The sequence below is a fragment of the Maritalea mobilis genome (assembly GCF_019800885.1).
Taxonomy (GTDB): domain Bacteria; phylum Pseudomonadota; class Alphaproteobacteria; order Rhodobacterales; family Rhodobacteraceae; genus Roseibacterium; species Roseibacterium beibuensis.
This window is the reverse complement of record NZ_JAHVKE010000002.1, coordinates 923007-937178: the sequence shown is the minus strand read 5'-3', so window position 1 is coordinate 937178 and position 14172 is coordinate 923007. Positions and strand designations below refer to the sequence as shown.

18 protein-coding genes are annotated in these 14172 nt (G+C 64.9%); all 18 read right to left on the bottom strand.

Translation table 11 applies throughout. The features are described from left to right. Positions 1–18: 18 nt before the first annotated feature. A complete protein-coding gene (gene nuoH / locus KUV65_RS13535) occupies positions 19–1056 on the bottom strand; it encodes an NADH-quinone oxidoreductase subunit NuoH (RefSeq protein WP_222191209.1) in 1038 nt (345 codons plus the stop codon). Positions 1057–1065: 9 nt separating this feature from the next. Then, entirely contained in the window at positions 1066–1473 is a 408-nt protein-coding gene (locus tag KUV65_RS13530) for a hypothetical protein (protein ID WP_222191208.1), read from the bottom strand. Positions 1474–1479: 6 nt separating this feature from the next. Next, positions 1480–3495 (bottom strand): NADH-quinone oxidoreductase subunit NuoG, encoded by a 2016-nt coding sequence (nuoG, locus tag KUV65_RS13525; RefSeq protein WP_222191291.1) that lies wholly within the window; start codon positions 3493–3495, stop codon positions 1480–1482. Positions 3496–3582: 87 nt separating this feature from the next. Further along, entirely contained in the window at positions 3583–4014 is a 432-nt protein-coding gene (locus KUV65_RS13520) for a DUF5333 domain-containing protein (RefSeq protein WP_222191207.1), read from the bottom strand. A 130-nt stretch (positions 4015–4144) separates the two neighbouring features. After that, positions 4145–4399: a hypothetical protein gene (locus KUV65_RS13515; protein ID WP_222191206.1), complete on the bottom strand. Its 255-nt coding sequence runs from the start codon at positions 4397–4399 to the stop codon at positions 4145–4147. Between the two features lie 176 nt (positions 4400–4575). Further along, entirely contained in the window at positions 4576–4941 is a 366-nt protein-coding gene (locus KUV65_RS13510) for a hypothetical protein (RefSeq protein ID WP_222191205.1), read from the bottom strand. A gap of 129 nt (positions 4942–5070) precedes the next feature. Beyond that, positions 5071–6366 (bottom strand): NADH-quinone oxidoreductase subunit NuoF, encoded by a 1296-nt coding sequence (gene nuoF / locus KUV65_RS13505; protein ID WP_222191204.1) that lies wholly within the window; start codon positions 6364–6366, stop codon positions 5071–5073. 69 nt (positions 6367–6435) lie between these two features. Next, positions 6436–6687, bottom strand: coding sequence for a DUF5337 domain-containing protein (locus KUV65_RS13500; protein ID WP_222191203.1), 252 nt, complete (start codon positions 6685–6687; stop codon positions 6436–6438). 87 nt (positions 6688–6774) lie between these two features. Further along, the gene (locus KUV65_RS13495) at positions 6775–7293 is read right to left on the bottom strand and encodes a hypothetical protein (protein WP_222191202.1); all 519 of its coding nucleotides are present in this window, start codon (positions 7291–7293) and stop codon (positions 6775–6777) included. 40 nt (positions 7294–7333) lie between these two features. Next, positions 7334–7966 (bottom strand): hypothetical protein, encoded by a 633-nt coding sequence (locus KUV65_RS13490; protein ID WP_222191201.1) that lies wholly within the window; start codon positions 7964–7966, stop codon positions 7334–7336. A gap of 175 nt (positions 7967–8141) precedes the next feature. Continuing rightward, on the bottom strand, positions 8142–8381 hold the full coding sequence (locus KUV65_RS13485) for a hypothetical protein (RefSeq protein ID WP_222191200.1): 240 nt from the start codon (positions 8379–8381) through the stop codon (positions 8142–8144). 104 nt (positions 8382–8485) lie between these two features. Further along, on the bottom strand, positions 8486–9610 hold the full coding sequence (locus KUV65_RS13480; RefSeq protein WP_222191199.1) for an NADH-quinone oxidoreductase subunit E: 1125 nt from the start codon (positions 9608–9610) through the stop codon (positions 8486–8488). Between the two features lie 131 nt (positions 9611–9741). Next, on the bottom strand, positions 9742–10071 hold the full coding sequence (locus tag KUV65_RS13475; RefSeq protein ID WP_222191198.1) for a hypothetical protein: 330 nt from the start codon (positions 10069–10071) through the stop codon (positions 9742–9744). A 269-nt stretch (positions 10072–10340) separates the two neighbouring features. After that, a complete protein-coding gene (locus KUV65_RS13470; RefSeq protein WP_222191290.1) occupies positions 10341–11561 on the bottom strand; it encodes an NADH-quinone oxidoreductase subunit D in 1221 nt (406 codons plus the stop codon). A gap of 124 nt (positions 11562–11685) precedes the next feature. Beyond that, positions 11686–12552, bottom strand: a complete 867-nt coding sequence (locus KUV65_RS13465; protein ID WP_222191197.1) for a sulfotransferase — start codon at positions 12550–12552, stop codon at positions 11686–11688. A gap of 5 nt (positions 12553–12557) precedes the next feature. After that, positions 12558–13169 (bottom strand): NADH-quinone oxidoreductase subunit C, encoded by a 612-nt coding sequence (locus tag KUV65_RS13460; RefSeq protein ID WP_222191196.1) that lies wholly within the window; start codon positions 13167–13169, stop codon positions 12558–12560. Positions 13170–13217: 48 nt separating this feature from the next. Continuing rightward, positions 13218–13742, bottom strand: coding sequence for a NuoB/complex I 20 kDa subunit family protein (locus tag KUV65_RS13455; protein WP_259550555.1), 525 nt, complete (start codon positions 13740–13742; stop codon positions 13218–13220). After that, positions 13742–14107 carry an NADH-quinone oxidoreductase subunit A gene (locus KUV65_RS13450; protein ID WP_222191194.1) on the bottom strand — a complete coding sequence of 122 codons (366 nt, stop codon included), beginning with the start codon at positions 14105–14107 and terminating at the stop codon, positions 13742–13744. Before KUV65_RS13450 ends, KUV65_RS13455 begins: the two co-directional genes overlap by 1 nt. Between the last annotated feature and the right edge of the window lie 65 nt (positions 14108–14172).

Sequence of the window (14172 nt, the reverse complement as noted above, 5' to 3'; positions counted from 1 at the left end):
TAGTCGATCTGGGTCATGTCAGCCCCCCACCATCCAGCGGGCATAGGCGCCGCCGAACATCTCGAATTTCGCGGCAAAGGCCACCAGCACCACCCACACCAGCGAGAAGGGCAGGAACACTTTCCAACCCAGCCGCATCAGCTGGTCATAGCGGTAGCGCGGCACGATCGCCTTCACCATCGCGAAGAGGAAGAAGAAGAAGGCCATCTTCGCCACCATCCACAACGGGCTGTCGGGAATGAAGGGGATGGGCGACAGCCAGCCGCCGAAGAACAGCAGCGTGATCAGCGCGCACATCAGGAAGATGGCGATGTATTCGCCCGCCATGAACAGCAGGAACGGCGTCGAGGAGTATTCCACCTGGTAGCCCGCGACCAGCTCCGATTCCGCCTCGGGCAGGTCGAAGGGCGGGCGGTTGGTCTCGGCCAGCGCCGAGATGAAGAACAGGAACACCATCGGCAGGTGCGGCAGCCAGTACCAGTTGAACAGGCCGAAATCCCCGTCCTGCGCGCGCACGATGTCACCGAAATTCATCGAGCCCGTGGAGATGATCACCCCGATTATGATCAGGCCGATCGACACCTCGTAGGAAATCATCTGCGCGGCCGAGCGCAGCGAGCCGAGGAACGGATATTTCGAGTTCGACGCCCAGCCCCCCATGATGACGCCATACACCTCCAGCGAGGAAACGGCGAAGACATAGAGGATGGCGACATTAATATCGGCCAGAACCCAGGTGTCGTTGAACGGAATCACCGCCCAGGCGATCAGCGCCAGTACGAAACTGGTGATCGGCGCGAGGATGAAGACGGGCCGGTCGGCACCCGCGGGCACCACGACCTCTTTCACCACGTATTTCAGGGCGTCGGCCACCGTCTGCAACAGGCCGAACGCGCCCACCACGTTCGGGCCCCGGCGCATCTGGACGGCAGCCCAGATCTTGCGGTCGCCGTAAACAAGGAACAACAGCGAGATCATCACGAACCCGACCACCAAGAGGCTTTGCGCCGCCATGATCAGGATCAGGCCCGGTGTCGTCGAAAAGAAGCCGTCCATTGGTCGTCCTCAAACCGTCGGTATGCCAAGCTCGGCGCAGTCGGCCGCCACGATCTCGGCGTCCAGTGTCTGCAACCCTCGCGGGAGCGCCGGCGAAACGGTGTAAACCGCATCTGCGACCCAAACGCCACCCTCTTCGTACACATTTGTGCGCAGATGTCGCGCGAATCCAAAACCCCGGATCAAAGTGTATTGCGCAGCGGCGCATCGGGCATAGGCGCTGAGGTCATCCCGCGTTGCCACACCTGTCATTTGCACCCTGAAATTCACCAGATCGTCATCCAGAAGCCGCGTCTCGACCCCGTCATAGGTCGCAGGCGGCTGCGTGCCGGGTTCCGGCCCTTCCGGCTGGCACGCAGCCAAGGCCAGTACGGCGGCCAACGCCGCCGAGGCCACGAACCCGGTCGTCTTGCTCAAGACCGGTTACTCCGCCGCCATCGGCGCGTTGGCGCGGGCCTTGGCGTTGGCGCTCAACTCGGCCATGACGGTCGAGGCCCGTGCGATCGGATTTACCAGGTAATGGTCGCTGATCGCGAGGACGAAATCCGCCTTGCCAAGCGGCTTGGCCGGAAGCGGAAGCCACTCGTTCTCGATCACTTCATCGACCAGTTCGAGGTAGGGCACGTCCGCGACCAGCTCGCGGCGGAGTTGCGCCAGCGTATTCCACGGCAGCGTCTTGCCGACCTCGGCCGAAAGGGCGCGCAGGATGGCCCAGTTCTCCTTGGCCTCGCCCGGCGGGAAACTGGCGCGGAAGGCCAGCTGCGGGCGGCCTTCGGTGTTCACGAACAGCCCCGCCTCTTCCGGGTAGGCGGCGGCAGGCAGAATCACGTCGGCGCGATGCGCCCCGCGATCGCCATGGCTGCCCTGGTAGATCACGAAGGCGCCCGGATCGATGTCGATCTCGTCCGCGCCCATGTTGTAGATCACGTCGGCCCCGTCGGTCGCGGCGGACATCCCGCCCTCGGTCACGGCATCGACATCCATGGCCCCGACGCGCCCGGCGGCGGTGTGCAGGATCAGCAGGCCCGAGCCGGTCTCCTCGGCCAGTTTCATCGCGGCGGCGAGAACCGCCTCGCCATCGGCCTCGCGCAGCGCGCCCTGGCCGACGATCACGATGGACGGCTTTTCGCGAATCTCGTCGCCATGCGACCCGCCCATAAGGCTTTCCAGCGCGGCGCGGTCGGTCCCGAGATGGTCGTAGTCATAGGTCAGGTCCACCGCCGGGCCGATCAGGCCGACCGAGGCGCCGGCCAACCATGCCTTGCGAATACGGGCGTTCAGAACCGGGGCCTCGACGCGCGGGTTGGTGCCGATCAGCATCACGGCCTTGGCGCTGTCGATATCCTCAATCGCCGCCGTCCCGACATAGCCCGAGCGGTTCCCGGCAGGCAGTTTCGCCCCATCGGTGCGGCATTCGACATTGCCGCCCTGGCCTTCGATCAGCTTCTTGAGGCTGAACGCCGCCTCGACCGGGGCCAGATCCCCGACCAAGCCCGCCAACTTGCTGGCACCGCGCATCGCGTCCGCGGCGGCCGACAGGGCCTCGGGCCAGCTGGCCGGGCGCAGTTTGCCGTTCTCGCGGATATAGGGGCGGTCGAGGCGCTGGCGGCGCAACCCGTCCCAGACATAGCGCGAGCGGTCGGCCAGCCATTCCTCGTTCACCCCGTCATTGTTGCGGGGCAGGATGCGCATGACCTCGCGGCCCTTGGTGTCGACGCGGATGTTCGACCCGAGCGCGTCCATCACGTCGATGGTTTCGGTCTTGGTCAGTTCCCAAGGCCGCGCGGTGAACGCGTAGGGCTTGTTCGTCAGCGCGCCGACCGGGCACAGGTCAACGATGTTGCCCTGCAATTCGCTGTCCAGCGTCTGGCCCAGGTAGCTGGTGATCTCGGCATCTTCGCCGCGACCGGTCTGGCCCATCTGGGTGATGCCCGCGACCTCGGTGGTGAAGCGGACGCAGCGCGTGCAGGAGATGCAGCGCGTCATGTGGGTTTCGACAAGCGGCCCGAGGTCCAGATCCTCGGTGGCGCGCTTGGGCTCGCGGTAGCGACTGAAATCAACGCCATAGGCCATGGCCTGGTCCTGTAGATCGCACTCTCCGCCCTGGTCGCAGATCGGGCAATCCAGCGGATGGTTGATGAGCAGGAACTCCATCACCCCTTCGCGCGCCTTCTTCACCATGGGCGAGTTCGTCTTGACGACGGGCGGCTGGCCTTCGGGCCCGGGGCGCAGGTCACGCACCTGCATGGCGCAGGACGCGGCGGGCTTGGGCGGGCCGCCGACCACCTCGACAAGGCACATGCGGCAGTTGCCAGCAATCGACAGGCGCTCGTGATAGCAGAAGCGGGGAATCTCGATCCCGGCCTCTTCACAGGCCTGAATCAGGGTCATGGCCGGATCGACCTCGATCTCGCGGTCGTCGATGATGATCTTGCGCAGGTCGCTCATGGGGTAGGTCCCTTCCTGGACCGCCGGGCGGGTGGTCTGGTCCTGTCCCGCCGACGGTATGCCACGATAGACCGCCTTCTAACCGCCTCGGAGCAGTCTGCCAATCTGCGAACCCGAAGAAATTTCGTCGCGCCCGACACGGCAGATCCCGTCATTGTCGCGCCAGTCCACGCCGCGTTCGGCGAAATAGGCGCGGGCGATCTCGGTATAGCGGTCCTGTTCGTCCTCGTCCTCGACGTAATCCTCGATTTCGTCGCGGGTGAAACCAAGGCCCTCGGCATGATTCACAAGGCCTTGAAGAAAGGCATAGGCCCGGATCGGGCGGGCCGAGATATCATCGCAGCGCCGGTCGATCCGGCGCCCCACGGCAAACACGGTCAGGCCGCTGCGCAGCGTCGGATCATCGCGCAGGACCTGCCAGCGATCCTCCTGGGCATGCCCGATCGTCGTGAAGAGGCCCGTCACCACCGCAAGGGCGCAGGCCATCATGATCTTCATTTCCGTCTTCATTCGTTCGCCTTAACTCGGGAAAAGCCCCGTTTCCGCGGTCGATCTGGACGCGGTCGGCCTTGTTATTCAATGACACGATGAAGTGAGCGCCCCACTGGGCGCGATTTCGCCGCCAGCGGCTGCGCGGTGCTCAGAGCCGCACTCCCCAGAAGGTGACGATCAGCCAGACCAGCGTAATCACGACCGCGATGGAGAGAAGCCCATAGACGGCCGCCTCCATCCGCTCGGGGGAATTCAGAATCAGCGCGACCGCGGCGGCCAGCATCGCACCCATCACGATCCCGAGGATCGATCCGCCCACGCCCCAGCCATAGCCGAGAATCATGCCCGTGACGCAGCACGACAAATAGATGAAGGTGAGCCCGTACCAGTAAAAACGAACCATGTTACCTGCCCTCGATTCAGCCTCGTGTCGGCGCTGTCGAGCTTGCCCCCGCGCCGAGCCTCTTTTTGTGGGCCAACCATAGGGAAACGCTGACAAATCGGCAACGCGCGGGGGCACGCGACAGCCAGCATTGCGCGAAAGCTGTGGCGCGAATGCCGCGGCAGACTGCAGGGGCGTCAGATACGGGCGCAGCGGCCGGTCACGACCAGGTCACCGTTTTCAAGGCGGCTGACCGCCCAGTCGCCGGTTGCCGGGTCAATCACCCAATCGATCTCGGAATTGCCGTAGCGGTCCACGCAGTGCGACGTGGCCGGATAACGCAGGCTTTCGCGCGCTTCGGCCAGAGAGGCGCCCGGTGCGCGGGCGGTGACGGTGAAATCGCGCGGCGTCTCGCCGGTTCTCAGCGACGCGGCAAAAGGCAGGTCGACCGATTGGTTCGAGCCTGTCCCGCCAACGAAGTTCGAAACCCGCTGGCCGATCCCGCAGCCCGCCAAGGGCACGGCGAGGCAAAAGACCAAACCGATGCGAAGCACTGACGACATGACCTTCCTCCGACGTCTTTTCATTCGTTGAACGGGTTTTGAGCCGTCGCCCCGTATCGGTAGCCAGCCGGCAGGGCCGCCCCTGCGCTCGGCAACGCCATCGCGATCAGGGCAGCAGCCCTCACCGGATCACTCGGCGGCGACCTGGACCGTGCCGTCCCGGCGCGTGCGGATCCGATCCTCGATCTCGTCGCGGAAATTGCGGATCAGGCCCTGGATCGGCCAGGCCGCCGCATCGCCGAGCGCGCAGATCGTGTGGCCCTCGACCTGCTTGGTCACCTCGAAGAGCATGTCGATTTCCTCGACCCGCGCCTCGCCGCGCACCAGGCGATCCATCACGCGCATCATCCAGCCCGTGCCTTCGCGACAGGGCGTGCACTGGCCGCAGCTTTCGTGCTTGTAGAATTTCGACAGGCGCCAGATCGCCTTGATGATGTCGGTCTGCTTGTCCATCACGATGACCGCCGCCGTGCCAAGGCCCGACTGCAACTCGCCGCGCAGGTAGTCGAAATCCATGATCGCGTCGCGCATGTTCTCGCCGCGCACGCAAGGCACCGACGAGCCGCCCGGGATCACCGCCTTGAGGTTGTCCCACCCGCCGCGAATCCCGCCGCAATGCCGGTCGATCAGTTCTTCGAAGGTGATCGACATCGCCTCTTCAACGACGCAGGGGTTGTTCACATGGCCCGAGATCGCGAACAGCTTGGTGCCCGCGTTGTTGGGGCGGCCAAAGCCCGCGAACCATTCCGCGCCCCGGCGCAGGATCGTCGGCACGACGGCAATCGATTCGACGTTGTTCACCGTGGTCGGGCAGCCATAAAGCCCCGCCCCCGCCGGAAACGGCGGCTTCATGCGCGGCATGCCCTTGCGCCCTTCGAGCGATTCGAGCAGCGCGGTTTCCTCGCCGCAGATATAGGCGCCCGCACCGTGATGCAGGTAGAGGTCGAAATCCCAGCCGGAATTCGCGGCGTTCTTGCCCAGCAGGCCCGCGTCATAGGCCTCGTCGATGGCGGCCTGAAGCGCCTCGCGCTCGCGGATGTATTCACCGCGGATGTAGATGTAGCAGGCATGGGCCTGCATCGCGAAAGACGCGATCAGGCAGCCCTCGATCAGCGCATGCGGATCATTGCGCATGATCTCGCGGTCCTTGCAGGTGCCCGGCTCGGATTCGTCGGCATTGACCACGAGGTAGCTGGGCCGACCGTCGGATTCCTTGGGCATGAAGGACCACTTGAGACCGGTCGGGAAGCCCGCGCCGCCCCGGCCGCGCAAGCCGCTGGCCTTCATGATCTCGATGATCTTGTCACGGCCAAGGCCGATCAAGTCCTTGGTGCCATCCCAATGGCCGCGCTTTTGCGCCCCGGCAAGGGTGCGCTCGTGCATGCCGTAGATATTGGTGAAGATCCGGTCTTTGTCCTGCAGCATATCCAGCTTTCCGTTCGCTCTTGTCCGTCGCGCGGGCCTTGGTCCGGTCAGGCCCCGGTGTCCTCCGGCCTACCCCCTGTCGGGATCGGACCGGCGCGCTTTCCATACCCAATACGTCACAACAAGCGCCCATACCAGTGCGGCAATCGCCGCAAGATCCATCAGGAAGGCATAGCGCAGCGGCCAGCCCATCTGCCCGCCGATGTATTGTCCGCCCATCCACAGCAGCATGGTCGCCGCGATCACCAGCGCCGCGCGCCGTCCCTGCCGGGCAAGCCGGCGGTCCCGGTCCATGACGGTGGTTTTCGATCGTGCGGGCATGGGCAGTGGTCTCGCGGTCCTTCGGGCCACGACCTAGCGTGCCGACAAGCGCGGAGCAATCCCCGCGCCTGTACGATCCTTTGCACCTCAGGCCGTCCGCGCCTGCGCCTGCGCGATCAGGTCATAGCGGGCGCAGGTCATCTTGAAGCCCGGCTGTTGATCGTTCAGCCACGCCACGCCGTCCTCGTCCAGGGTGGCAATCTGGTCGAAATGGAAAATGCCGAACTCGTTCAACGCCTCGGCCAGCTTGGCGCCGACACCCTTCAACTCGGTCAGGTCGTCAGCCGCACCGCCGCGTGGCCCGTCCAGCAGGTGCGGGCTTGGGCCAAGGGCCTCTTCCACGACCTCGGGCGTCTCGGCTACGGGCGCCGGGGCCTCATGCAACTGCACAACCGTCGCGACAGGTGAGGGATCGGATGTTTCGGACGCGAGATCGGCGCGGCCGACACGACCTATGGCCGACCAGAAGGTCGAGGGCGCCGTCAGCCCCAGTTCGATGGCCTGCACGGTCGCATTGCTCAGGAACGCGGCGTTATAGGCGGACAGTTCGAGAAAGGAACGCTGCGCGGCTTGACCGCGCAGCCAGATGTCTTCGGCAAGGTTCATGACCTACTCCTCGGGTTGTGTTCACACAGCCTCCCGAAGGTCAGTATACATCACCTTTATCGACTCGTTGCGAAAATTCCGTTTCTTCGCCAGAGGCGAGAAGCCGCGCCTGTTCGACCCAGTTGTCGCGGGTCACGCGCCCCTTGAACCCTTCGAGGTTCTGGTCGACCCAGGCGACCTCGTCTGCCGTCCAGTTGGCGATCTGGTCGAAATGGTAGAAGCCGAGGCTGTTGCACAGTTTCTCCAGTTTCGGACCGATCCCCTTGATACGCTTGAGGTCATCGGCGGCGCCACCGCGCGGAGCCGACAGCGCCTCGGGGCGGGTGCCCTCCCCCTCGACCGCCGCCGGGGCAGGCTCGGGTGCGGGGGCCGGTTCCGGAGCGGCGGGGGCGGGCGCGCTTGCCGCGGGCGCGGGTGCGGCGCTGGCCGGCGCAGGCGCTTTCGGAGCGGCAGCCGCGTCGATATCCCCCGGCGCGCGCCGCGCGGGCATCGGGCCGCACATCGTCACCATCAGCAGAACGCCGAGGACCAAGATCAAGATTACACCCACGTACAGCGCCTGGATCAGGGTCCAATCCCCCACGATCATCAGCATCGCCATGGCAATCAGCCCGACGAGGGCCGCAACCCCCCAGCTGACAGCCGCACAAATCAGACCTTGAACACTGTTCATGATCCACATCCCCCTGTCACTCGATTGTCAGTTCACCGATAGTTGTAACCCGAGAATTTCCGCCTGTCTGCAACGCTGTTAACCTGACGGAACAGTTCGTTGTCCGACGCGGCAGACACACAACAGGCCCGGACTGCAATGACCGGGCCTGTCACGCAAAGCAGGGATATGGCGCTCAGTCGTCTGCGACGTCGGCCTTGCGCGCGTCAAGGACGGCGTCGAAATCGGTCACCAGCGCAAATTGCAGCACCAGGCCGGTCGCAATGGCCGCGCCCACGGCGCCCACGACGCCCACGATCACCCAAAGGTGGAAAAAGCCCACAGCCACGAAGGCAACCGTGATCCCGACGATCGCGGCAATCGACCAGCTGGCAAGCGCGAGAAGGAATTGACGGCCGTTTCGGATCTTCAGCATTTTGGGCACCTTTCAAGATTATGCTACAAGCGCGAGGTCAAAGCGCGGGGCGATCCCCGCGCAGGAAAACTGGTGTTGGTCAGGGGAATGCCGTCGCCTGCACCTCAGCCTTCGGCGGCCAGGGCACGGGCCTGCGCGATCCAGTCGTCACGCTCGATCCGGCCCTTGAATTTCAGGCGATTGTCGACCCAGGCGATCTGTTCAGGCGTCCAGGCGGCGATCTGGTCGAAATGGTAAAAGCCCAGTTCGTTCAGCACGCCTTCCAGTTTCGGGCCGACCCCCGAAATCCGCTTCAGATCGTCGGCCCCACCTTCGCGCGGGCCGCTCAAAAGCTCCGGCTGTTCCTCGGGCCGATCCGCCACGCCTTCGGCCTCCGCTGCGGCGGCGGGCGCCCCGCTTGCGGGATGCGCCGTGCCCTGCACCGGGGCCTCGCGCTTGTCGATCCCGGTCTCGTCCGCCGGCACATCCTCGGCCAGCAAGGGTTTTTTCGGCGTCGGCTCCACATCCACGTCGCGGCCCGACTGCTTGCCCCAAGGCGCCAGCAGCGGCACCTCGGTGCCGTCGATCCGCTTGATCGTGTCCCCGATATCGGCCGCAAGACGCGCCGAAGCGTTCAGCGAGTCCCGCCCCGCCTCGTGCTCGGTCAGCGAGGTCAGCCCGTTCGCGGGCTCCGAGGCGTAGCGCCCGTTCTGCGGCCCCGGCGTGGGCACGCGACCGGCGGCCATCTCGTCGATGATCCAGGCCAGCTTCTCGGCGGTCAGATCCTCGTAGTAATCCTTGCCGATCTGCGCCATCGGCGCGTTGGCGCAGGCGCCGAGGCATTCCACCTCTTCCCAGCTGAACTTGCCATCGGCGGACAATTCATGCGCGTTGGCCGCGATCTTGTCCTTGCAGACGGCGACCAGGTCCTCGGCGCCGCAGATCATGCACGATGTCGTGCCGCAGATCTGCAGATGCGCCACCGATCCGACCGGCTGCAACTGGAACATGAAGTAGAAGGTCGCCACCTCCAGCGCCCGGATATAGGCCATGTCCAGCATATCGGCGACATATTCGATGGCCGGCCGCGTCAGCCAGCCTTCCTGTTCCTGGGCCCGCCACAACAGCGGAATGATCGCGCTGGCCTGCCGGCCCTCGGGATATTTCGTGATCTGCGCCTCGGCCCAGGCCCGGTTGGCGGGCGTGAAGGCGAAACTGTCAGGTTGGTCGGGGTGGAGGCGTCTGAGCATGGCGTCCTGTCCGTCGGTCGTCCGTTCGGGCGACGGGTTGCCACGTCGGGCCGGGAATGTCCATGCGCCGTTTTGTGCGCAGCCGCATACAGGCGCCGAAAATCCCGGCGACCGGGCTGCGGGCCCGCTGCTCAGTCCTGCGCCGCCGCCTCGCCTGCGCCCAGCAGCGCCGCCGCCTCTGCGCCGGTGCATGGCCCCCAGTTGACCAGTGTCAGCGTCCCGTTGCCCGTTGGGCGCAAGATGCCGTCCTGCATCAGCGCGATCGCCATGGGCGGGAAATCATCCGCCGTCAGCCCCGCTTCGAACAGGACCATGTTCGTCGCCTCTTCGTGCAGCACGCAGCCGAACTGCGCGATGGTTTCCGCCAAGGGAAAGCCGATATGCGCCTCGGGCGTTGGCGCATCCTCGGCCCAGGCGGGAACGGCAAGGCAGGCGCTGGCAAGAACCGGGGCAATCCGCATGGCAACACTCCTGTGATGGCGTCTGACACCATCGGTGCCAGAGGCCGCCGCGCTTGTCCATTGACGGAAAACCCCACCCGGGGCGGCCCATCCCCTCTTTATCCACTGAAAATGCCGGGGGAGCCGCGCAAAGCGCGGCGGGGGCAGAGCCCCCCGAACACGCGCCGAAGGCGCGCGGGTCGACGCGCGGCACGCGCGGCGAAGCCGACAACAAAAAAGGCCGCGCTCCGTCGCGGGCGCGGCCTTGATCAAATGCGGTGATGTCGGTGCTACCGGTCCACCTCGCCGAACACGATATCGAGCGAGCCGAGGATGGCCGACACATCCGCCAACTGGTGGCCGGTGCACATGTAATCCATCGCCTGCAGATGGGCGAAGCCAGGCGCGCGCAGCTTGGCGCGGTAGGGTTTGTTCGTGCCGTCCGCCACGAGGTAGACGCCGAACTCGCCCTTGGGCGCCTCGACCGCGGCATAGATCTCGCCCTCGGGGACGTGGAACCCCTCGGTATAAAGCTTGAAGTGATGGATGAGCGCTTCCATCGAGGTCTTCATGTCCGAGCGTTTCGGCGGCGTCAGCTTGCCCCGCGCCAACACATCGCCCTGGTTCTCCGGCATCCGCAGCTTCTCGATGGCCTGGTGGATGATGTGGATCGACTGGCGCATCTCCTCCATCCGGCAGAGATAGCGGTCATAGCAGTCGCCGTTCTTGCCGATGGGGATCTGGAACTCGAATTCGTCGTAGCATTCATAGGGCTGCGCGCGCCGCAGGTCCCAGGCAAAGCCCGACCCGCGCACCATCACGCCCGAGAACGCCCAGTTCTGGATGTCTTCCTCGGTGACGATGCCGATATCGACATTGCGCTGCTTGAAAATGCGGTTTTCCGTCAGCAGCCCATCGATGTCGTCGAGGACCTTGGGGAATTCCCTGGCCCATTCCTCGATATCGTCGATCAGCTTGGGCGGAAGGTCCTGGTGCACGCCGCCGGGACGGAAATAGGCAGCGTGCAGACGCGCGCCCGAGGCACGCTCGTAGAAGACCATCAGCTTCTCGCGTTCCTCGAACCCCCAGAGCGGCGGGGTCAGCGCGCCGACGTCCATCGCCTGGGTCGTCACGTTCAGCAGGTGGTTCAGGATGCGCCCGATCTCGCAATACAGCACGCGGATCAACTGCGCCCGGCGCGGCACCTCGACGCCGGTCAGCTTCTCGATGGCGAGGCACCAGGCATGTTCCTGGTTCATCGTGCCCACGTAATCGAGCCGGTCGAAATAGGGCAGGTTCTGCAGGTAGGTGCGGCTCTCCATCAGCTTTTCGGTGCCACGGTGCAGCAACCCGATATGCGGGTCGCAGCGCTCGCAGATCTCGCCGTCCAGCTCCAGCACAAGGCGCAACACGCCGTGGGCCGCCGGGTGCTGCGGCCCGAAGTTGATGTTGAAGTTCCGAATATGCTGTTCGTGCGTCTCCGCGTCGTGGAACCCGCGCGGATCGTCCATCGAGCCGTCCATCATGTCTCACATCTCATCGGTCGTTCGGCGCGCGACGGCGCCATTTCGGATGTAAGCCCCCTCTGCCATTGCCGGGCACTGGCATGCAAGGACTCGATTGCCGCAAGTATCGTCATGCGCCACCCCATCGGGCCGGAACGCGGTCTTTGAACCGATCATAGACCTGTTCGTAGCTGGAGGCAAAAACCTCGCGCGCTTGCGCGGCCAGATCCTCCGGCATCGCCACTTTGCCAAACCGGCTGGGGTTCGGATTCTCGACCGCGCCGATCGGCTCTCGCGCAAGGCCCGCGAAATCCAGCACCGCGTCGTAACTCTCCTGCGTGAACAGCGTCTCGAAGAAGGCGACATGCATCCGCCCCTTCCCCAACGCGGGCGCGGAGAGGAGCGCGGCATAGTCCGACCGGCGCCGGTGCGGATCATGCGGATCGGCGAGGGCGAGCCGCGCCAGGTGAACGAGGCTCTCCTCCGTCATCCCGTTGGCCAGTTGCACCCGGTGGGCGTGGCGAATCCCCGACCAGAACCGCGCCACGGGATCGCGCAGCAGCAACAGAAACCGCACATCAGCATGCAGGGCGCGCATCTCGTCGAAAACCTCTGGCGCCAGCAACCCGTAGGCGGGCGTGAACTCATGCAGCACTGGCTGCCCGCCATAGCCCCAGCGAAACATGTCGACATAGCCGGAGTGATCGCAGGGGTCAGGACGCACCATCAGGCTGGTGGACCATTTCTTGCGCCAGAAACGCTGCGGCAGGCTCCGCACGAATCGGTCGCGCCGATTGGTGATCGCGCTGCGCCAGCGTTTCGCGTCGTGGTACGGCGCGCGCACGCGGTCCCAGTAATGGACTTCCTTGATCGGGGCATGGACCTGCGGGTGAGCGGCCAGTTTCCGGGCGAGCCATGTGGTGCCCGCTTTCTGCGCCCCGATCCCGATCAGGAGCGTACGGCCAAAATCGAAGGCGGTATCGCCCGCGGGTGCCACGGGGATCAGGCCTTTTCCTCGGCTTTCTCGTCACCCGGCAGGATGTAATCCGCGCCTTCCCACGGGCTCATGAAGTCGAACTGGCGGTATTCCTGCACCAGCTTCACCGGCTCGTAGACCACGCGCTTCAATTCGTCGTCGAAGCGAACCTCGGTGTAGCCGGTGGTCGGGAAGTCCTTGCGCAGCGGGTGCCCGCGGAAGCCGTAATCGGTCAGGATGCGGCGCAGGTCCGGGTTGCCCGAGAAGATGATCCCGAACATGTCGTAGACCTCGCGCTCGTACCACCCGGCCGAGGGGTGCGTCTCGACGATCGAGGGGACGATATCATCCTCGCGCACGGCCGCTTTCACGCGGATGCGGTGGTTCTGGTACATCGACAGGAAATGCCAGACCACATCGAAGCGCCGGTCGCGCTCGGGCCAGTCGACGGCGGTGATGTCCACCAGCGTCGAGAAGGAGCAGCTGCGGTCCGATTTCAGGAACTCGATGAAGGTTGCGGCCTCGGACGCGCTGATCTCGACGGTCAACTCGCCATTGGTGATCGACGTCGCGCGCACGGCATCGGGCATCCGCTCCGAGACGTATTCGGCAAGCTCGCGCAGGGCCTCGTTGGTCATCTCTCGTCTCTCCCGTTCGGGTCTGTCGCCGCCCCGATCTCTGGTCGTTCAGCGCGTGATGGTGCCTTCGCGGCGGATCTTTCGCTGCAATTGCAGGATGCCGTAGAGCAGCGCCTCGGCCGTCGGCGGGCAGCCCGGCACGTAAAGGTCCACCGGCACGATCCGGTCACAGCCGCGCACCACCGAGTAGCTGTAGTGGTAATAGCCGCCGCCATTGGCACAGGACCCCATCGAGATCACGTAGCGCGGCTCGGGCATCTGGTCGTAGACCTTGCGCAGCGCGGGGGCCATCTTGTTGGTCAGCGTGCCCGCCACGATCATCACGTCCGACTGGCGCGGCGTGGCGCGCGGCGCGATGCCGAAGCGTTCCGCGTCGTAGCGCGGCATCGAGGTGTGCATCATCTCGACCGCGCAACAGGCAAGACCGAAGGTCATCCAGTGCAGCGACCCGGTGCGCGCCCAGTTGATCAGGTCCTCGGTCGAGGTGACGAGAAAGCCCTTGTCCTGCAATTGCCGGTTCAGCGCCTGCGTGGTGACCTCGCGGTCGGCCCCGGCGGTGTTCGGCCCTGTCATCACTCCCATTCCAGCGCCCCTTTCTTCCATTCATAGGCGAAGCCCACCGTCAGAACGGCGAGGAAGACCATCATCGACCAGAAGGCCGTCATCGACATGTCGGCAAAGCTGACCGCCCAGGGAAACAGGAACGCGATCTCGAGGTCGAAGATGATGAAGAGGATCGACACGAGGTAGAATCGCACATCGAACTTCATGCGCGCGTCGTCGAACGCGTTGAAGCCACATTCATAGGCCGACACCTTCTCGGGGTCCGGATTGCGCACCGCGATGATGACGGCGGCAAGGATCAGGACAAGGCCCAACCCGATCGCGATTCCCATGAAAATGAGAATCGGCGCGTAATTCGTCAGGAACTCTTGCACTCTAGGCCCTCCATGGCGGCGACTGCCTGTCCAAATGGGTCGCGTCCCGCTCGTGCGCACGGAAC